Source organism: Streptomyces sp. NPDC053474, assembly GCF_044544845.1.
In the GTDB taxonomy this organism is placed as follows: domain Bacteria; phylum Actinomycetota; class Actinomycetes; order Streptomycetales; family Streptomycetaceae; genus Streptomyces.
On record NZ_JBITXV010000009.1, the window covers coordinates 170,873 to 189,088 of the forward strand.

Genomic DNA, 18,216 nt, shown 5'->3' on the forward strand with positions numbered 1-18,216 from the left:
GAGCCACCGCAGGTGGACCAGCGAAGCGACGAGGCGCGGCGGCGCGCCGGGGACAGCTCCCCGGCGCGCCGCCGCGCGCCGTGTCCCCCAGGTCCGCCGCGCCCGCCCCGGGGGCTGCGTGCCCTGCCTCCCGCGCCGCGCGCCGTGGCCGTCGTCATCGGCGCCGTCATGCTGTACGGCGCATGCGTGCACGTCGTCGGGTTCGCCCTGGGGGGCTTCCGCTCCCGCGCCTGGGCGCCGATGTGGCTCAACACCTTCTGGAACTCGCTGATCCTCCTCGACTCCCTCTCCGGCGTCCTGCTTCTCAAGGCCCGCCGGGACGGCCTGTACCTCACCTGCCTCACGATGCTCGCCGACCTGGCGTCCAACCTGTACGCGGTGTACGGGGTGCGGCACAGCACCCTCGGCGCGGGCACGGCCGACGTCCTCCTGCTGCTCGCCTTCGGCCTGTCCGTCCTCACCACGGCTCCCTGGCTGCACCGCCATCTGCCCGCCCCCTCGCGTGGGTCGTGAGCCGTCGGGGTACCCGTCGTGCGACACGCGGCCCGCGCCACAGGAGGCAGGGCCGGACAGGCGGAGGCGACCCATGAGTGCTCACCACTGGCCAGTGGCCCTGCTCGTGCTCGTGGCGGTCGTGCTCGTGGCGGCGGCAGCCATCGCACTCGTACTGTTCGTGCGGCTCCTGCGCACCCGGCGCCGATTGCGCGAAGCGGGCGTCCCGATGGAGCACAAGGCGGTCTTCTGGGGCGCCGTGCTCTACGTGATCTCCCCGGTGGACCTGGTCCCGGACCCCGTCTACCTGGACGACATCGGCGTCCTGCTGCTGGCCCTGCGCTCCCTGAACGCGGTGGCGCGGCGCCGGGAGGGCCCCGCCGCCCCCGACGGCCACGGCCGTGCGGACGTCAGCCGGTGACGTCGGCGCGGCGCGCGCTGGTGAAGCGCCTGCGGTACTCGGTCGGTGTCGTGCCCAGGTGACGGGCGAAGGCGCGGCGGAGCGTCTCGTCACTGCCGAGGCCGCTGTGGCGTGCCGCCGAGGTGATGCTGTGCCCATCGAGGAGGAGCTGCTGGGCGCGGTCGAGGCGGACGCGTTCGACCCAGCGGGCGGGAGTGGTCCGCAGCTCGCTCCGGAACAGCCGGGTCAGGTGCCGCGTGCTCACGGCGGCGGACGCGGCCATGACGGGCAGGCTGTGCTCGGCGGCCGGGTCGGCCAGCACGGAGGCGGTCAGCGAGCGCAGCGTCTCGCTGCGCGCGGGCGGGGTCGCCAGCGCGGTGGAGAACTGCGACTGCCCGCCCGGGCGCTGCACGAACACGACCAGCTCACGGGCGATCGCCCGGGCCGCGTCCGCCCCGTGGTCGTCCTCCACGAGGGCGAGGGCCAGGTCGATCCCCGCGCTGATCCCCGCGGAGGTGACGTACGGACCGTCCGTCACGTGCAGGGAGTCCGGCTCGACGCGCACCCGGGGGTGGCGGCGGGCGAGGGTGGCCGCGTGGCGCCAGTGGGTGGTGGCCCTGCGCCCGTCGAGCAGCCCGAGGGCGGCCAGGACGAAGGCGCCGCTGCACACGGAGGCGATCCGTGCCGTCCGGGCGGCGAGCATGCGTACGGCCGCGAGGAGTTCGTCCTCGGGGCCCGGTTCGGCGAGGTGGTCGGCTCCGGCGACCACGACGGTGTCGAGGGGCCCGGCGTCGGCCACCGGGATGGTGGCGGCCAGCGTCGGCCCGGAGGCCGTCGTGACGTCGCCGCCGTGCGGGGAGATCAGCACCGGCGCGTAGGCGTGCCCGAGCCGGGACGCCTGGTGCAGGACCTCCAGAGGACCGCTGACGTCGAGCAGGGTCACCCCGTCGAACACCACGAAGCCCACGCGGGGGGTCATGTCTGAATCTGTGGTTCACAGGGCACTGAGGACATGGCGCCAGGGTAGGGCATCCGGCGAATCTGGAGGAGATCACCGACCCGGACATCAGGAGAGGCAGTCATGACGAGGCAAGAGATCGCGGGTGTGCGGATCCCGGACAGCGCCCTGGCGCGCGGGGCGACGGAGCTGGTCCGTGAGGCCGCCCCGCCGCTGCTGTTCGACCACTCCCGGCGCGTGTTCCTGTTCGGGGCGCTGCGCGGCCGGGAGCAGGGGCTTGCCTTCGACCCGGAACTCCTCTACGTGGGGGCGATGTTCCACGACCTCGGGCTGACCGAGCGCTTTCGGCGTACCGATCAGCGCTTCGAGATTGACGGCGCCGACGAGGCCCGCCGGTTCCTGACCGCTCACGGGCTCGCCGCCGAGGCGGCCGACCGCGTCTGGACGGCGATCGCCCTGCACACCACACCGGAGATCCCGCTGCACATGGCTCCCGAAGTCGCCCTGGTCACCCGCGGTGTGGAACTCGACGTCCTGGGCCTCGGCTACCACACGCTCACCGACGAGCAGCGCACGGCCATAGTCGCCGCCCACCCCCGCCCGGACTTCAAGAACCGGATCCTGGCCGCGTTCACCGAAGGCATCAAGGACCGCCCGGAGACCACCTTCGGCAACGTCAAGGCCGACGTGCTCGCCCACTACGTCCCCGGCTTCCGGCGCGGCGACTTCGTCGAGGTCATCAAGCAGTCCGACTGGCCCGAGTAGTCTCCGGACGGCGGCCCGCGCGGCCAGGAGGCGGCGCGAACCCCCGGGCTCAGGCCCGGCGCAGCGAGTCGATCATGCCGCCCCAGGCGGCGCCGTCCCACTCGATGTAGATGTGGCTGCCGTCCTTGGCGAGCTCCAAGGTGCCGCGCGAGCGCTCCGGGTCCTTCGACGTGCAGTCCAGGGCGATGGCTGACTTCTTCTTGCCGGGCTTGAGCGTCCCGGGACAGGCGAGTTTGCCCGTGGTGGTGACCTTGTTCCCGCTGATCGTCATCGTGGCGATCGGACTCTTGTTGATGGGCTTCCACGTCCCGTCGACACCGGTGGCCTCGGGCGCCTTCTCCTTGCCCTTCTCCGGCTGTGTCCTGCCGCTGCTCTGCTGCCCCGAACCCTTGCTGTCACCGGGCTTCGAGTCGCTCTTGCCGCAGCCCGACAGCAGCATGACGGACAGGCCCAGTGCCATCGCAGCCGTGATCTTGCGCATCCACATCCCCCTTGGTGGCGGCGTCCGCACGCCGCCGTCTTCCCTACGAGCCGGTGCCGCCGGTCCAGCCCATGGTGCTGGCCACCGTCACGGCAGTACCAATGATCACCCTACTCACCCCCGCCGCCGATGCCTGAAGCGCCTCGGCGCTCTCACGACCGGGGCCGCGTGCGAGCCGCGTACCGGCGTGACGGCTCCCACGGTGAAACGCAGCGATCAGGAACTGCCAACCTGTGGCCAAACGGGCTGCCGCCCTGCACCTGGGGTCGGCGAACTACTGCTGGTTCCTCGACGCCGCCCCGACGAAGGAGCCCGTCGCCCGTGCCCGTCGACAGTGAGGCGGGCGAGGCCGTCGCACTGGAAGGCGCTGTCGAGCGGGGTCACCATCCCGCCGCCAGGGCGGACCTGGTCGACCCAGGCCTGCGGGAGCCGATGCACGGCGATGGTGGAGGTGAGCCGGTCGTACCTTCGGGCAGGGCCCCGTCTCTGACTTGCTACAGAGCGGCGGACGATCCGACTTTCACACGCGCCCCGGGCCGTGGCATCAAGCCCGAGCTGTACCACAGGCTGCGGGCCGCCGGGTTGTGGATGACGCCGACCTCTTCGAAGAAGGTGATGAGCCGTTTCATGGCGCTGTGGAGGACGTCTTGGCGGTGGGGGCAGCGACGGGCTTCCTTGACAGCGGTACGCGGGTCCAGGCCGACGGCGTTGTAGACGGAGGGGCTGATCAGTGTCCGGGCGACCACGCGTGCCATCTGCCCGGTGAGAAACTGAACGTAGGCGCGTTCGGCGGCTGTTGCCTGTCGCATCTGACGGCGCAGCTCTTCGCGCGCGTACCGGACGTGGCGGGCTTCTTCGATGATGTGGATGCGTATCACGTTCCGCACGAGAGGCTGTACCCGCTCATCTTCGGCGGTCTTGCGCTCCAGCCAGTCCAGGAGTTCCTCGACGAGCAGGGCGGCGGCCAGTGCGGCGGGACTGGTGGCGAGGGTTTTGAGGAGCCACCCCTGTGCGCGGTCGCGCGGGCCGGCTCCGTAGACGGGCGTTTCGAGTTTGCGGACCAGGCGGCCGAACATCATGGAATGGCGGCATTCGTCGGCGATCTCGGTGTATGCGTACCGGACATGATCGCTGGTACAGGGGAAGCCGTCGAGGTGCCGTAGCAGCAGGTGCATGAGGATCTGTTCGAACCAGATGCCCGAGCAGGTGATCGAGGCCCGTTCGTGGCGGGAGAGCTCCATGCGCTGCTCTTCGCTCATCCGCTCCCACAGGGGGGTTTTGTAGAGCGAGATCAGCTCAGGTGCGACGTACCATTTGCTGTCCTCGAACGGGGCTGTCCAGTCGAGTTCGGTGTCGGGGTCGGACGAGTGCCGCGCGGAGGCGACCAGGAGCCGCCGCGCGGTGGTTTCGCGGTCGCGTTCAAGGACGGGCCGGTTGCGGTGCGAGGTGGTGTTCCGCTGTGCATGCATGACGTCGCTGCCTCCGAAGGTACAGGTGTAGGACACTGCTGGGTGCGGGGCGCGCTCCCGGTCAGCGTGATCGGGTCTTGAGCAGGGAAAGCTGTGTCACGAGCGCGGCGACAGGCTGAAAGGTGGCCCCGAGGAGTGCGGTGTGCTGCCAGCTGAGACTTCCGGCGGCATCGATCACGAATACGGAGCGGCGCACGCCGACGAGAGGGGCAGCGACACCGAAGGAGCGGGCGACTGCCCGGTCGGTGTCGGCAAGGAGCGGCAGCGTGATCTTCTTGCTGCGCGCGAAATTCTCGTGGCTGTCGACATCCTGCGGGCTGATACCCCATACCTCGGCGTCCAGAGCCGCGAACTGCTCGAGGTGGTGGGTGTAGGAACACATCTGGCGTGTGCAAACGGGGGTGTTGTCGCCGGGATAGAAGGCCAGAACCAGAGGTCGGCCGCGGTGTGCGGACAGCGAGTAGGTCTGCCGCTCGAAATGGCCGTTCACGAGGCGCCCGCCGGGCAGGGTGAAGTCCGGTGCTGGCGGGTGCGAGGAGGCGTCCTTGGGCACTGTGGTCCCTAGTGTCGAGGAGGGGGAAAGCGTCACGTCGCAGAGGCGTTATGCCGTGCGTCTCCGGTGGCAGAGCTGACGGCCGGGCGGGTGAGCGGAGGACTGGCAGGGGGATCGCACAGCGGGGCCAGGAGCTGGCCGGCGCAGTGCAGGAGCGGTTTGCCCGTGCCGACGGCTGCGTCAAGAACGCGGGCCAGGAGCAGGATGTGGTCGCCGACCGGGAGGCTCCGCTCGACCTGGCAGTCCAGCCAGCTTGCTGCGGCGCTCAGTAGCGGGGTGCCGCCGGCTGAGCGTCCGCCCCACACCGTGCTGGCGCCGGGGAAGCTGTCCAGTGCGTTTCTGTCGCGCCGGGCGAAATGCCTGGCCAGGCTGGACTGGTCGGCCGACAGGTGGTTGACGACGAAGGTGCGGGCATCAAGCAGCTCCGCCAAGGCCCTGCTGGTACGGCGCAGCGCGACGGAGACCAGGGGCGGGGTGACGGAGGCGAGCGTCACGGTGCTGACAGTGACTCCGCGCGGCCGTTTGAGATCACCGTGGCTGAGTACGGCTACGCCCGAGGTGAAGTGGGAGGTGAGGGGTGTCCGGGGCGTGGCGCGGGCCTCCGCCGACCAGGCGGGGCCGATGGGGGCGCTCATGCGGCTACCTCCGGCTGCCGGTGCTTTCCTGTGGCTTTCGAGTAGGTTTCGAGTGCCTTGCGCAGCCCCGTGTAGGCGGGGTGGGCCTCCGGCTCGAAACTGACCGCGAAGGGTTTGAGGAAATTCCCGAGCAGGGCGCGGTCGCCGAACAAATGCAGGGGCACCACGAGGAGGGCCCATTCGAAGCCCAGCCACCATATCCAGGCCAGCACGACCAGCCCTTGGACGGCCAGGCTGTGCATGGTGTTGTAGAGGACGTAGTACACCTTGGGGACATGCCGACCGGGTGTGCGGTGATAGGTGATGAGGCCGGGCAGGTAGCCGATGACGTCGATGTAGGCGAACAGGACGACGGCGGGGATCCAGCGGACTTCGCTGATGTGGTCGATGAAGGCTGCGGCGGTGACGATGAGTCCCAGGCCGTACTCCAGCCGCAGGAGCCTGTAGGTGGTACGTGTCTCGAACAGATTGCGGGTGTCCATCAGTGCTGTCCCGCGAGGCTGGACAGCGTCGGCGCACCGGGCGCCTCGTCCTTGACGGATAGGACGGGGCCGAACAGGCCGTGCAGGATCTGGAGGATCGTCTCTTTCAGGACGCGCTCGGCGATCGGCTCAAGGACCCCGGCCAGACTGGGGATACCGAAGTCGAAGGTGCAGTCGAAGGTGACGGCACAGCCGTCGGCGTCGGCGGCCACGCTCCAGCTGCCGCTGAACTCGGCGAAGTCCCCCTCTGCCTGGCGGAAGGCGATGGTCAGCGCCTGGGGGTCAGTCTCGTCGGCTTCGGTCCAGCGCAGCACCCCGTTACGGAAAGCCACTTCCCACGTGGATCGGCTGGTGACGCCTGACGTGCCGCAGACGCTGACATGGAGGACCGCGTCGGCCAAGCCTGGGTAGCGCTCGAAATCCTGGACGCGGCTGAAGGCCGCTTCAGGAGTGAGGGCAGGGACGCGGACGGCAAGGTGCACGCTACGCATAGGACGGGTTCCCTTCGGTGCGGGGGTTGTAGCGGTGGGCCAGGGCGCAGCACGCGCGGTCCATCGAGGTGTACAGGAAGTCGAGGTCGTCCTGGGTGAGGACGGCCGGCGGGGTGAGGCGCAGGACGGTTTGGGAGTTCAGTGAGTGGTTGGCGATGACGCCGTGGGCTGTCAGCTCCACGAGCAGATCGCCCACCAGGGCCGGGTCGGTGAACTCGATGCCCAGCAGCAGACCGCGGCCGCGGACCTCCGCGACGGCGCTGCCGAAGTGGCCGCTGACGATGTGGCGCAACTCGTCGAGGAGTCCGGCGCCGATGGTGCAGGCGCGTTCGACGAGGTCGTCTTCCTTGATGGCCGCGATGGCGCCGCGTACGGCGGCCATGGCCAGGGGAGCGCCGGAGAACGTCGAGGTGTGCAGGTAGGGGTCGCGGTCCAGGGGGGCGAAGGCCTCGGGTGTGGCGATCACGGCGGAGACGGGGACGACGGCGCCACTGAGGACTTTGCCGACCAGCAGCGCGTCGGGGCGGACGACTTCGGTGTCCGCTCCCCACCACTCGCCCAGTCGGCCCAGACCCGTCTGGATCTCGTCGAGGACCAGGAACGCGTTGTAGCGCCGGCACAGTTCCTCGACCGCGCTGAGATAGCCGGCCGGGGGGATGATGACCCCTGCCTCACCCTGCACGGGTTCGACGAAGACGCACGCCTGTCCGTCTCCTGTTGCGGCCAGGGCGCGCTCAAGGGCGGGGGCGTCGGCGTAGGGCACGTGGGTGACGGCGGGCAGCAGTGGGCGGAAGGGGTCCTGGAAGACGGGTCGGCCGGTGAGGCTGAGCGCGCCCATGGTTTTGCCGTGGTAGCCGTTTTCCATGGCGATGAGCTGGGTCTTGCCGTTCAGGCGGGCCATCTTGATGGCGGCTTCGACGGCTTCGGTGCCGGAGCCGGCGAAGTGCACGCGTTCCATGCCTGCGGGGGCGACCGAGACCAGGGCGTCCGCGGCCAGCGCTGCGTGCGGTTCCAGGAAGAGGCGGGTGGCGACAGGGTGGGTGTGGAGCTGTTCGGTCACGTAGCGCATGACTGTGGGGTGGCGTGCTCCGGTCAGGAACACGCCGTAGCCGCCGCAGTTCAAGAAGCGCCGTCCGCTGCTCGTGGTGACCCAGGCGCCCTGGGATGCCACCTCGATGTGGCCGCCGAAGAGTTCGCCCAGCATCGCACGGCCGCTGCTGAGCCGGGTCCGATACAGATGTGTGAGCGGTTCGGGGGAGAGGGCGGCACGGTACGCGTGCAGGGTCGACGGGATGTCGGGGCTGCTGGTGGGGGCGGACTCGTCGGGTGACATGGGGACGGCTCCTTTTTACGACAGCCCGACAGGGCGCTTGGCGACGTAGTCGAGCAGGGGCTCGGTGAACGCGCTGCGGGAGGGAGGGTGGAAGGACAGCGCCGTGCAGGCCGCGGTCAGGTACGCCACGTCGGGGGACTTGATGAAGGCCATGCCGCCCAGCAGTTCGGCGGCCTTGCGACTGGTTTCGCCGAGGATGTCCTGGACGGTGTAGCGGGCGATCAGGCTCTTGGTGAGTGCTGCGTCGTCGGCTTCACCGGCGATGACCATGCGTGCCACCGATTCCAGGAGGATCGTGGCTGACTCCAGGCGGGCGAACAGCTGGGCCCGCTCGGCTGCCCCGCCGCGCTCGCCCTGCCAGACGCGTTCGGCCAGCGCACTGGCGATGCCCAGGTAGGAGGCGCTGATGAGCAGCTCGAACCAGATCAGGCCGACGGCCTGCAGTGAGCTGAGGCGCTCCTCCTCCAGTTCCGTGCGGACCAGGAGTTCGTCCTGGACGAAGACGTCGGTGACGCGCACTTCGTCGCTCTCCGCGCCCGCGAGGGCCCAACTGGACCAGAAGGGGTGAACACTCAGACCCTCGCTGTCACGGGGGATGAGCGCCACCGCCAGGTCGCGGCCGCCGTCGTCGCGGGGTATGGCCACGCTCGCGGTCAGCATGTCCATCGAGCGGGACAGGCTGCACGGCTTCTTCGTCCCGTTCAGGACGTAGCCGCCCTCGCACGGCTTGGCCTTCATGGTGGGGCTGAAGATGCCCTGGCCGGGGTTGCCCTCGGAGAAGCCGGAGGCGATCAGTAGATGTTCCTCGGCCACCGTCTGGACGAAGAGGGACGACAAGCCGCCCGGATCGCTGTCGGCGAGGTTGAACAGGGTGGCGGCGGAGAAGTGGTGCATGGTGGTCCCCACCGCCAGTGAAGGGGCCGCGCAGGCCAGAGCGCGGGTGGTGGCAAGTGCCTGCAGCGGATCGGCTCCCAGGCCGCCGTACTGCTTGGGGATGACGAGGGCCGGCCCGTTGTGCCGACGGAAGGCGTCGATGGCTGGACTGTCACTGGACTCCAGCAAGGTCAGGGGCACGGTGCCCAGTTCCTTGAGCAGACCGGGCAGAAACGTCTCGCATGTCTGCCGGGCATCATCGAGGGGACGCATGTCAGATCCTCACTTCCTTACATTGACCAGGGGGTGGGGCACAGGGGGGCAGGCGGGTCGGCTGGGATGCCCTTGCCGCTCGGCCTGCTAGGTGCCGAAGACCGCGGCGCGCGGCCGGATCCCGTTGGCGATGCTGACGCCCTGCAGATGGGAGGTCCGCAGAATGGGGTAGTTGGCTTCGCCGAAGACACCGCCGGTCAGGCCCGTGCCTCCGTGCGAGGGCAGGAAAGGCAAGAAACCCAGGTGCGAGTCGTTGACCTTAAGAAGGCCGCCCTGGCGGATCTCCTCGACGAAGTGGGCGACCACGTCGGGGTCCTGCGCCCATACCGAGTTGCGCAGGCCGTAAGCGTTGCTGTTGACGAATGCCGTGAACTGCTCCAGCAGCACGGAGTCGGGGGCCGGGTCGGGCACGATGACCGGCAGGAGCGGGAAGAAGGTCTCGTGACGCACCGCCTGCACCTCGCGGGCCCGGTCAAGTCCGCGGACCAGCACCACGGTCGGTTCCAGGAACATGCCCGCCGCGTCCCGCGTCTCATCCGCCTGCATGGCATGCCCGCCGCACACCACTTCCGCACCCTTGCCCTTGGCGTCAGCGAGGCAGTCGAAGAACTTCTCGTTGCGCAGCACCGGAGAGAGCAGCACATCTTCCTCGCACGCCAGACCGGGCCGGATGTGACCGATGTGGCGGACCAGGGTGTGCAGCAGCTCGTCGGCGACGGCAGGATGGACCAGTACCTGGTTGGGCACCATGCACAGCTGGCCCGAGCCGAAGAAGCTCTCCGTCAGAGCCTCGGCGGCAAGTTCAAGATCGGCGTCCTTCCACACCACCACGGCGTCATTGCCCGCCAGTTCGAGGATCGGCTTCTTGCCAGCCTGAACGCACCGGTTTTGAAAATCCAGGCCCCGGTCGCTGTCGCCGAAGTAGAGCACGTCGTTGACCAGGGGACTCTTCAGCCAGGCATCCAGCATGGGCGCCGGTTCCCCGCACACGACGTTGAGTGTGCCGGGCGGGGCGCCGAGCTTGTCCAGGACCGGCCGTACCACCTCCCGCATCGCAAACATCACGCCCAGCGGGGCGCTGCGCGGTGCCCGCACCACCAGGGCATTGCCCGCCATCAGGGAGGTGGCGCCCAGCATGGCGCTGGACAGGGGCGCGTTGTGGGGGGGATTGAGGCAGACGACACCGTCCGCGCAGCGCCGCACGAGCAGGCGCCGGGAGCCGTGGGGGTATTCCTGGACCATCTGTGAACGGTAGAAGCTGATGGTTTCGGGTGAGACGCCGTGGAGCATGCCGGAGACCTGCCAGCGGGCCAGAGCGAGAGGGTGGCCCTCCTGGACCAGCACGTCGACGATGTCCGCGGCGTGGTCCGCGATGCTGCGGTGCAGCAGCGCGCCCATCTCGTCGAGACGGACCTCCAGGGGGAATCGCGCCCACTGCGCCGCCGCATCAGAGGCGGCCTCCAGGGACTGTTGCACCGTGTCCCGGTCAGCCCGGGCCACGCGCCCCACCACGCTAGCAGGCAGCACATCGGGGATCTCCTCGCCCCGTTCCAGCTTCCGCTTGAGCGTCAGGCTGCCGAACACGTCGTCCATGAGAGCGGCCGAATCCAGCACATAGACCCACCGGTCCCCCGGCACATCCTGCCCGCCGACGTGGGACGGGTACGACACCACCGGGGACGGGAAATCTCCGCCCGTTCCCGCCAATGGTGTGCGCTGCGGGTTTGCAGACATGACTGTTCACTCCTGTGTATTTATAGGCGTGTGGTTGAGGGTTCTGTCCTGTGACACCGAGTGGACTAGAGCGGCGAACCGAACGGCTGGAGCGCATCGGCGTAGGCATGATCCGGGCGGCTCATCGGCGCACCCACAGCCTCGAAGGGCACGTCCAACGCCTCGCAGAGGCCGAGTGCGTGCGGAGCGACCTGCTGGCACAACTCGTCCAGGAGAGCGGGGATGTGCCGCACCTCCTGCGCGCTCAAAAGGCCCTCGCTGAGGTACCAGCCGTCATGAACGGCGATCTCCTCAAGGAAGTGGATCGCACACAACTGCTGCAGACAGCGCCGCAGGTCCGGATCGGTCACCGACTCCACCGACGCCTGTACCGACTCCGCTGCCAGCCGCGCCGCATGCGCCTCAGCCAGCTCCTCCGCCGGAGCCAGACGGCTGTTCCAGAACGCGAAGAGATCTCCCTCATGCCCCGGCACCTCAGTCAGGGAGCTCGTCAGCGCTTCGAACAGGCGGCGCTCGCGGGACCGGGCCAGCGCGCTCCACAGGGCCGGCTCGGTCAGGCTCCGGCCGACCGCCGACACAACATCGTCGACCGGTGGCGTGTAGTCGCCTCCGACGAGCAGGGCATAGGCGGCGTCGAGCAGCAGGATCTGGTTGTCGGCCGCCGCCGCGTTGAAGGAGTGCGCGAGCACCTGGTAGTCCAGGAACCGGTTCTCACCGTAGAAGCCGTGCGCTCCGCAAGCCGTGCGGCTGCGCGCCGTGACGCGTTCAGCGAGGCGGTCGACCAGCACCTTCATCAGGTAGGTCTGGCGCAGAGCCCCTTCGTCATGCTGCGCTGTGAGGGGAACCGCAGGCAGGTTCTTGGCGATGAAACCCGCCACATACCCGCCCGCCAGCGCGCTGAACAGGGCCCGCTGCTGATTGCGGTACCGGATCACCGGAAGATCGGCTGCCATCGGCCCGCTGGTGCGGCGCCGGTGAGCGTGCTGCACGGCCAGCGACGCGCTCGCCCGGGTGATGCCGGCCAGTGCCGTGATCGCGGACTCCCAGGAAAACCGCATGATGCTCACCGTGCGGCGCACACGCTGATCCTGCTCGAGCGGATCGTGGAACTCGCCGCTTTCGCTCAGCGACGCGGAGTCGCTCAGCCAGCTGCTGAACGGAAGGCGGACGGCGTCGAAGGACACGCTCGCACAGTCCAGCGCCAGGGGCTGCGTGGGGGATTTGGGGACGATCCGCACTCCCGCAGCCGGTCCCACTTCGTTGCGCAGACGGACGAGGAAGCAGAACTGACCGCGCTCCTTCCCGCCGACGATCAGCTGCGCGGTGACGATGCAGAGCCTGCTGAGGCCGTCGACCCCGACATTCGAGGGGAACTTCACTGCCGCCGCATCGGGGGTGCTGAGCACGAACTGGCGGCTGGCTGGGTCGTAGACCGCCTGAGTGCGCACGGCGATGTTGCTGTTGCCGCGTCCCGCCTCGGTCATGCACAACGCCCCGATGGAGCGCAACGATGCCAGCTCCGCCAGGGGGCCTTCGAGGTCATCACGTTCCCGGCCGAAGTCGAGCACCGCCCCCACGGTCGCGAAGTGGTGCAGGAACATCGCGTAGAACAAAGGCGGGTCCGCGAGAGCCGACCACTCAAGGACAGCCCGCAGACGGGTCCGGTCCTCCACCAGCGGACCTCGCGCTGCCAGCCCGTCGCTGATGTGCCGCATCCGCTGATAGGTCAGAGCGGCACGCTCGTGGGGGCTCACCTGCGCGGAGCGGTGAAAGATGTCCGCGGAGAAGATGCGGCGCAGCTGTTCACGGTGGAGGTCGTAGCCCTTGTCGCGGATGAGGCCGCGCAGGGCCGTCACAGCGGACGTGGTCATCGGGTGCGGGTGGTTCACGGTCGGATCACATCCGTCTCCATCCATGCGCGGACCTGCGCTGCGATCGCTACGCCATGACGCGTCCACCGGAAGTGGTCCAGTGAGCTGCCGTCGGGCGGGGCGTAATGGCTGCGCCTCAGGCGTGCGCCGGGCGCCTTCTCGCACAACCGGTCCACCGCTGTGGGCGGGGCGAGGCGGTCCCCTTCCACGGACAGGGCAAGGACCGGTGACGTCACCCGGGCCAGAAGCTGTTCGTAGTTCACGTCCGCACCGGATGGCGCGAACCGTCCCGTGCGGCCCAGACGAGCCCAGTCGCGCATCAGCCGAGCCGACTGGCGGCCTCCAAAGCCCAGCCGGTGCCCCGGCCAGTACCCCCACACGGAGGCGGCCGCCGCCACGCACTGGGTTCCCGCGAGCACGGCGAGGCGGCGGGAGCCGCGAAATCCTCGGTGATCGACAGAGCCTGCCGCCACCAGGGCGACGCCGCTGACCGTCTCGGGTGCCAACGACGCATGCAGGAGGGAGATCTGACCGCCGATGCTGTGGCCCAGGGTGCACACCGGCAGGGCACCGAAACGGCGGCGCGCGGCCGCCACCGCCGCCGGCCAGTCACGCGAGGCGAGGTCGTGGTAGCCATAGCGGGTGGTGCGCCCGGCCGGGGGGCCGCTGTCGCCTTGGCCGCGCAGGTCCACCGCAAGCACCGCGAGGCCGTGCTCACCCAACCCACGGCAGAACGCGGCGTAGTACGAAGCCGGCACCCCCAGGGCTGGGAAGAGGACCAGCGTGGCCCGGGGCGGTCCTGCGGGCTGATAGGCGAAGCCGGCAAGGCGTACTCCGCTGTGGTCCAGGGCCACGCGCACCGGCTCGGGCGGGCTGTGCGAAGGCCGCTTCGGAGCACTCACCGGGAGCCGTCCGCGAGCAGCATGTATTTCAGCCGTGCCTGCTGGGTCTCGTGCGACCAGCGCTGCGCTGTCTCCAGGCGCTCCTGCGGATCGGTGTCCACGAGCCGACGCCCCGGCCATACCTCGTAATCCCCGATCAGCGCGGCGTGTTCGCTCAGGCCCTCCTGGAAGAGCAGCTCGCGCCGCAGCAGCATGTCGACCATGGGCAGGCCCTCCCACAGTGCGCGGCCCGTGGCGACGAGTTCCGCCAGGCGCTTGCGCTCAGCGGGGTTGTCCGCGACGTGGCGGCGCACGATGGCGCTGCCCACGGCCAGATGCCGGATCTCGTCGATGTTCGCTGCGCGTTCGACGAGTGCCGCCGCGGGGTCCCAGGGCCGCCACTTGCGCTCGCTGAGCTCGGCAGCAGGCGCGAGGACGCCCTCCACCAGGACGGTCAGGGTGACGACACCGCCGTAGAAGTCACCCTCGCCGCGGACGACGTCCAGGGCGAACCGCTCGAGCGGATCGAGGATGGCCTCGCTGTCGGCGCGTGCCACGCGCTCGATGGTGGCCGCCACGTCAGGGCCGTCGATACCCAGGCGCAGCAGGTGTTCCCGGAAGGCGCGGGCATGGCGTGCCTCGTCCACCAGCTGGGTGGAGAAGAACTCCAGGCTCGCGGTGTCGGGAGCGCGCGCGACGAGCTCTCCCAGCGCCCTGGCCGCCTTCTCCTCCGCGAGATGCCGGAAGGAGAACTCGGTCACCAGCGCTTCGCGCAGCGCACCGGGAGTCAGGAGTGTGCGTGTCGGTGCGAGGTCGTACCGGTCATCCTCACGCAGCGTGCGCAGCATGCCGCCGGCGACGTGCTCAAGCCAGTACGGCAGATCGCACTGTTCCGCGGTGAGCTCGATGGTGCGAGCCCCCTCCAGCACGCCGGGAGCACTGTCGAGGTCAACTTCGGATGGGGCAGCGGTGGTCATCCGCCATCCTCCTTCGCTAGATGGGGACCGACTGCACAGACAGCCGGGCGGTGGTGGATCAAGCGCCAACAGCGGTCATACGGCACGGGTGATCCGCAGGAGATTCCATACGGACGGCACCGACGCGCCGCCCTCAAAGGCGAGGTACTCGGGCTCGATCACATGAGGGGCCCACTTCAGCTTGAATGCTTCCTGCGTCCGTGCCGGGTACAACGCCTGTCCCCGCTTGGCCAGCGTGGTGATGGCGGAGTTGAGGACGCGGCTGGAACTGGACGGCTCGTGCCGGGGGTCCAGTCCTGCCAGGGGCGTCAGGCCCAGGTGCAGCCAAGGGGCACCCTCGTCCTGGAAGCGGAGCAGCGCCGTGAGGTTGAGCAGCTCCACGGTGCCCACGGGAGCGTCAGGGGCCCGGCGGGTGAGGTCGTAGAGCCAACCTGGCCGGCGTCCGTAGGCCGGGGAGTAGGTGAGGTAGGCGACGACCTTGCCGTGGTGCCGCGCAAGGAACGTGCGCCGGTAGCGCTCGCCCGCCCCGCCGCGTTCGCCGACCAGAAAATCGAGTTTCTTGACGTGGCGGCCCTTGTCACGCAGCCAGGCCATGTCGATGGCATCCAGCATCACCGTGGTGGCGGAGTCCACTGAAGCCTCCTCGACCGTCACGCCCTCGCGGCGGGCTCGCGACGTGTTCTGACGGATCTTGGCGAGGGCCTTGCCGCGCACGGTGAAGCACTGCAGGTCGATTGCGTAGGTACTGCCGAACTGGTTGACCGTGAAGCCGCGCGCCTCGTAGAGGCTCACGTCGTCCGCGCGGAGCTGGGCGACGGTCAGCGGCCGACCAGGCCGGGGCAGGGCGTCGCGGAATTCGTCCAGGAGCGTGCCGCGGTGCTCTGGTGCGGCGAAGGGGCCGCCCAGTTGGACCGCTCGACGGCCGCGCATGCGGTAGGCGATGACCCCGGGGGCGCGGACGCCTAGGTGGTGGCGGGTGCCGTGGTTCATTGCCAGGAAGGCGCTGGGGTGATCGGCGCAGTCACGCAGAAGTGCGCGCGGATCACGGGTGCTTGGGGCTGTCACCGGGCGTCCCCTGAGGCCAGTGCGTTGGAGGAAGCGGAGGGCTGGGGCTGTGCCGCTGCGGGCTCAGGGGGAGGCCTGTGCGGGGTGGTGCTGGAGGGCTCGAGGCCGATCCACTGGGCCAGGAAGTCGGCCATCCGGTTGCCTACCGGGTTCATCTCAGGTTCCTTCACTGCAGGTGGTGGACGGTGCCACGAGAGGGCGGGGGGTCAGCCGGGGGTGATGCGAGGCCAACGCAGTGCGCACGATCCCCAGGTGAGACCGCCGCCGAAGGCCGTCAACAGCACGCGTGTGCCTGGCCGCAGCTGGCCTGCGTCAACAGCGTGCGCCAGGGCGAGCGGAAGGGAGGCACCCGCGGTGTTTCCGACACGGTCGATGTTGACCGCACAGCGCTCACGCGGCAGACGCAGCCGGTCGGCGACGGCATTCACGATGCGCAAGTTGGCCTGGTGAGCCACAAGCAGGTCCGGCTGGCTGTCGGGCCAGCCGGTCCGGTCGAGAACGGTCCGCGCGGAGCTGGCCATCGCTTCGGCTGCGGTGCGGAAGACCGCAGTGCCCTGCATACGGAAGTAGGGGTCGCTGGTCTGCGGCGCGCGGGGGGAGAAGGGCTGCCGCGACCCGCCTGAAGGCACCATGATCAAGTCGGCACTGCTGCCGTCGCTTCCGAGGTCGAACGGTCCCAGCGCACCGTCCTCACCGGCAACGCCTGCCCGCAGGACCACGGCGCCGGCTCCGTCCCCGAAGATCGCTCGAGTGGAGCGGTCCTCAGGATCGAGGATGGCCGAATAGGTTTCGGCACCGATGACCAGGGCTGAGTCGGCCAGACCCGCCGAGATGAGCCCGGTCGCCGCAGCCAGGGCGTACAGGAAACCCGTGCACACGGCCGCGACGTCGAAGGCGGCGGCAGCTGCCAGGCCCAGCCGGGAAGCCACCAGAGGAGCTGTGGCGGGGCAGATGTGGTCGGGTGTGGTGGTGGCCAGGATGACAGCGTCCACTGACGATGTGTCGGCCGATTGCAGTGCACGTGCCGCTGCTTCGACCGCGAGATCCGAGGTCGCCATGGACGGGTCGGCGATGTGCCGTTGCCGTATCCCGGTGCGCACACGGATCCACTCGTCGGAGGTGTTCAGCTGCTGGGCCAGGTCGTCATTGGTGACCACCCCGGGCGGCAGCCACGTTCCGAGGCCGCACAGCACGGCAGTCCGGCCGCCAGAGGGGTCGTAGCGGGTATTCACCTCTCGCCCCCGCCTAACTCGGCACTGCGCACCTCACTGGTCACTGCGGCGAGGTGGCGTGATATCTCCTCATAGGCAGTGGCCAGGGACACCTCGTGGTAGGACAGGCCGTGTGTCAGGCAGTAGTGCTTGACCAGGGGCTGAGCGCGGCGCAGGTGGGGGCGCGGCATCCCCGGGAACAGGTGGTGCTCGATCTGGTAATTGAGGCCGCCATAGAGAAAGTCCGTCAGCATGCCCGGCCGAATATTCCGGGAGGTCAGGACCTGCCGGGGCAGCCAGTCGGGCTCCTGCTCGCCGTCGCGCACTGCAAGCCCCTTGTGGTTCGGAGCGAAGATCAGCCCCAGATAGAGACTGAACAATGCCTGGTGGACGAAGATGAAGGCGATCGCCTTGACCGGCGGAAGCACACAGAAAACGGCTGTGCCATAAGCTGCCAAGTGGACAGTGAGGAGCGTCAGGTCGAGCACGCGGCGTTGCTTCAGGTTTCCTTCGATGGCGGCCGCGAACCCCGAGAGGTGGACACGAAACCAGTCCATGAGGGGAAGAACGTACAGCAGCCATGACTGATGCCGGATGACGAAACGGGCGAACTTGCCGCTGCGGCTTTTGCTCTGGCTGGGGTGAAAGATGACCCGTCGCCGGACGACATCGGGATCTAAGGTGAGGTGGTTGGGGTGATTATGGTGGCGCGTGTGGTGTCCCACCCACCAGCCGAAACTGATGCCGACCAGAAGATTGGCGTGGAAATAACCCATGGCCTGGGTCCGGCCCCGGGTCCGCCATACCTGGCGGTGCCCGATGTCGTGCATGACCAGGCCGGTCTGGCCGAACCAGAAGGCCAGGTAGACCGCCACTGCCAGCTGCCACCATGTATTGCCTGCCCACGCGAAGGCAGTCCAGCCGGCAGCAAGGGCAAGGAAAGTGAAGGCGATCTTCAGTCTGAAGTAGGTCCAACTCCTGTCGAGCAGCCCTGCTGCCTTCACCAGCTCGGTGAGCTCGTTATGTGTGCCTCCGCCAGCCGTGCTCTGCGGTGTGGAAGGAGGTGAGGCGTCAACCGATGTCATGCCGCTTCCTCTGTTTGTCCCCGGATATGACGGGTGGGAGCGTTGCGCTGTCGGTGAATGAATCTAGGTGTCCGCCAATATCTTCGTCCAGCCCATCTCCCCGTGCTTCGGAATGCTTTCCCGTGCTTCGGAGTGCTTCCGCCACAGTTTTCATCGCTGAACGACCCGGCGGTGATAGCCTCCCGGG

The 18,216-nt window shown here is 68.9% G+C and carries 19 protein-coding genes and 1 pseudogene; 3 read left to right on the forward strand and 17 right to left on the reverse strand.

What is annotated here, in order from left to right; translation table 11 throughout:
* Positions 1-12 precede the first annotated feature (12 nt).
* Entirely contained in the window at positions 13-513 is a 501-nt protein-coding gene (locus tag ACIG3E_RS22485) for a hypothetical protein (RefSeq protein WP_399619196.1), read from the forward strand.
* A gap of 73 nt (positions 514-586) precedes the next feature.
* Complete coding sequence (locus ACIG3E_RS22490) at positions 587-913, forward strand: YkvA family protein (protein WP_399619199.1); 327 nt, start codon at positions 587-589, stop codon at positions 911-913.
* On the opposite strand, the gene ACIG3E_RS22495 is transcribed toward ACIG3E_RS22490, so the two are convergent.
* Entirely contained in the window at positions 903-1,871 is a 969-nt protein-coding gene (locus ACIG3E_RS22495) for a GlxA family transcriptional regulator (RefSeq protein ID WP_399619202.1), read from the reverse strand. The genes ACIG3E_RS22490 and ACIG3E_RS22495 overlap by 11 nt on opposite strands.
* A 102-nt stretch (positions 1,872-1,973) precedes the next feature.
* Here ACIG3E_RS22495 and ACIG3E_RS22500 point away from each other — a divergent pair, with 102 nt between their 5' ends.
* Positions 1,974-2,615, forward strand: a complete 642-nt coding sequence (locus tag ACIG3E_RS22500) for an HD domain-containing protein (RefSeq protein WP_399619204.1) — start codon at positions 1,974-1,976, stop codon at positions 2,613-2,615.
* A 49-nt stretch (positions 2,616-2,664) separates the two neighbouring features.
* Here ACIG3E_RS22500 and ACIG3E_RS22505 read toward each other — a convergent pair whose 3' ends face one another.
* From ACIG3E_RS22505 to ACIG3E_RS22580, 16 genes and pseudogenes are all read right to left on the reverse strand, one after another.
* The gene (locus ACIG3E_RS22505) at positions 2,665-3,096 is read right to left on the reverse strand and encodes a hypothetical protein (protein ID WP_399619207.1); all 432 of its coding nucleotides are present in this window, start codon (positions 3,094-3,096) and stop codon (positions 2,665-2,667) included.
* 369 nt (positions 3,097-3,465) lie between these two features.
* Positions 3,466-3,660: pseudogene (locus ACIG3E_RS22510) on the reverse strand (protein-L-isoaspartate(D-aspartate) O-methyltransferase); the annotation flags it as partial.
* Entirely contained in the window at positions 3,591-4,565 is a 975-nt protein-coding gene (locus tag ACIG3E_RS22515; RefSeq protein WP_399619210.1) for a diiron oxygenase, read from the reverse strand. The gene ACIG3E_RS22515 and the pseudogene ACIG3E_RS22510, both read right to left, overlap by 70 nt.
* Before the next feature lie 61 nt (positions 4,566-4,626).
* Positions 4,627-5,118 (reverse strand): peroxiredoxin, encoded by a 492-nt coding sequence (locus tag ACIG3E_RS22520; RefSeq protein ID WP_399619212.1) that lies wholly within the window; start codon positions 5,116-5,118, stop codon positions 4,627-4,629.
* Positions 5,119-5,150: 32 nt separating this feature from the next.
* Positions 5,151-5,753, reverse strand: coding sequence for a flavin reductase family protein (locus tag ACIG3E_RS22525; protein WP_399619214.1), 603 nt, complete (start codon positions 5,751-5,753; stop codon positions 5,151-5,153).
* Positions 5,750-6,235 carry a hypothetical protein gene (locus ACIG3E_RS22530; RefSeq protein WP_399619216.1) on the reverse strand — a complete coding sequence of 162 codons (486 nt, stop codon included), beginning with the start codon at positions 6,233-6,235 and terminating at the stop codon, positions 5,750-5,752. The genes ACIG3E_RS22525 and ACIG3E_RS22530 overlap by 4 nt, the downstream gene beginning before the upstream one ends.
* Positions 6,235-6,726, reverse strand: a complete 492-nt coding sequence (locus tag ACIG3E_RS22535) for a type II toxin-antitoxin system RatA family toxin (protein WP_399619218.1) — start codon at positions 6,724-6,726, stop codon at positions 6,235-6,237. Before ACIG3E_RS22535 ends, ACIG3E_RS22530 begins: the two co-directional genes overlap by 1 nt.
* Positions 6,719-8,059 (reverse strand): aspartate aminotransferase family protein, encoded by a 1,341-nt coding sequence (locus ACIG3E_RS22540; RefSeq protein ID WP_399619220.1) that lies wholly within the window; start codon positions 8,057-8,059, stop codon positions 6,719-6,721. The genes ACIG3E_RS22535 and ACIG3E_RS22540 overlap by 8 nt, the downstream gene beginning before the upstream one ends.
* Before the next feature lie 15 nt (positions 8,060-8,074).
* Complete coding sequence (locus tag ACIG3E_RS22545; protein WP_399619222.1) at positions 8,075-9,205, reverse strand: acyl-CoA dehydrogenase; 1,131 nt, start codon at positions 9,203-9,205, stop codon at positions 8,075-8,077.
* A gap of 87 nt (positions 9,206-9,292) precedes the next feature.
* The gene (locus ACIG3E_RS22550) at positions 9,293-10,939 is read right to left on the reverse strand and encodes an aldehyde dehydrogenase family protein (protein ID WP_399619224.1); all 1,647 of its coding nucleotides are present in this window, start codon (positions 10,937-10,939) and stop codon (positions 9,293-9,295) included.
* A 65-nt stretch (positions 10,940-11,004) separates the two neighbouring features.
* Positions 11,005-12,828 carry an acyl-CoA dehydrogenase gene (locus ACIG3E_RS22555; protein ID WP_399619226.1) on the reverse strand — a complete coding sequence of 608 codons (1,824 nt, stop codon included), beginning with the start codon at positions 12,826-12,828 and terminating at the stop codon, positions 11,005-11,007.
* Positions 12,825-13,664, reverse strand: a complete 840-nt coding sequence (locus tag ACIG3E_RS22560; protein ID WP_399619228.1) for an alpha/beta fold hydrolase — start codon at positions 13,662-13,664, stop codon at positions 12,825-12,827. The genes ACIG3E_RS22555 and ACIG3E_RS22560 overlap by 4 nt, the downstream gene beginning before the upstream one ends.
* Positions 13,665-13,708: 44 nt before the next feature.
* A complete protein-coding gene (locus tag ACIG3E_RS22565) occupies positions 13,709-14,668 on the reverse strand; it encodes a VlmB-like protein (RefSeq protein WP_399619230.1) in 960 nt (319 codons plus the stop codon).
* 75 nt (positions 14,669-14,743) lie between these two features.
* On the reverse strand, positions 14,744-15,733 hold the full coding sequence (locus tag ACIG3E_RS22570; protein ID WP_399619231.1) for a bifunctional lysylphosphatidylglycerol flippase/synthetase MprF: 990 nt from the start codon (positions 15,731-15,733) through the stop codon (positions 14,744-14,746).
* A 206-nt stretch (positions 15,734-15,939) separates the two neighbouring features.
* The gene (locus ACIG3E_RS22575; protein WP_399619234.1) at positions 15,940-16,965 is read right to left on the reverse strand and encodes a beta-ketoacyl-ACP synthase III; all 1,026 of its coding nucleotides are present in this window, start codon (positions 16,963-16,965) and stop codon (positions 15,940-15,942) included.
* The gene (locus ACIG3E_RS22580) at positions 16,962-18,029 is read right to left on the reverse strand and encodes a fatty acid desaturase family protein (protein WP_399619236.1); all 1,068 of its coding nucleotides are present in this window, start codon (positions 18,027-18,029) and stop codon (positions 16,962-16,964) included. The genes ACIG3E_RS22575 and ACIG3E_RS22580 overlap by 4 nt, the downstream gene beginning before the upstream one ends.
* Positions 18,030-18,216: the final 187 nt, after the last annotated feature.

Coding starts and splice junctions, on each gene's coding strand:
- ACIG3E_RS22525 (WP_399619214.1), bottom strand. CDS start 5,753: ATGAGCGCCCCCATCGGCCCCGCCTGGTCGGCGGAGGCCCGCGCCACG.
- ACIG3E_RS22545 (WP_399619222.1), bottom strand. CDS start 9,205: ATGCGTCCCCTCGATGATGCCCGGCAGACATGCGAGACGTTTCTGCCC.
- ACIG3E_RS22565 (WP_399619230.1), bottom strand. CDS start 14,668: ATGACCACCGCTGCCCCATCCGAAGTTGACCTCGACAGTGCTCCCGGC.
- ACIG3E_RS22550 (WP_399619224.1), bottom strand. CDS start 10,939: ATGTCTGCAAACCCGCAGCGCACACCATTGGCGGGAACGGGCGGAGAT.
- ACIG3E_RS22490 (WP_399619199.1), top strand. CDS start 587: ATGAGTGCTCACCACTGGCCAGTGGCCCTGCTCGTGCTCGTGGCGGTC.
- ACIG3E_RS22505 (WP_399619207.1), bottom strand. CDS start 3,096: ATGCGCAAGATCACGGCTGCGATGGCACTGGGCCTGTCCGTCATGCTG.
- ACIG3E_RS22530 (WP_399619216.1), bottom strand. CDS start 6,235: ATGGACACCCGCAATCTGTTCGAGACACGTACCACCTACAGGCTCCTG.
- ACIG3E_RS22495 (WP_399619202.1), bottom strand. CDS start 1,871: ATGACCCCCCGCGTGGGCTTCGTGGTGTTCGACGGGGTGACCCTGCTC.
- ACIG3E_RS22540 (WP_399619220.1), bottom strand. CDS start 8,059: ATGTCACCCGACGAGTCCGCCCCCACCAGCAGCCCCGACATCCCGTCG.
- ACIG3E_RS22500 (WP_399619204.1), top strand. CDS start 1,974: ATGACGAGGCAAGAGATCGCGGGTGTGCGGATCCCGGACAGCGCCCTG.
- ACIG3E_RS22535 (WP_399619218.1), bottom strand. CDS start 6,726: ATGCGTAGCGTGCACCTTGCCGTCCGCGTCCCTGCCCTCACTCCTGAA.
- ACIG3E_RS22580 (WP_399619236.1), bottom strand. CDS start 18,029: ATGACATCGGTTGACGCCTCACCTCCTTCCACACCGCAGAGCACGGCT.
- ACIG3E_RS22515 (WP_399619210.1), bottom strand. CDS start 4,565: ATGCATGCACAGCGGAACACCACCTCGCACCGCAACCGGCCCGTCCTT.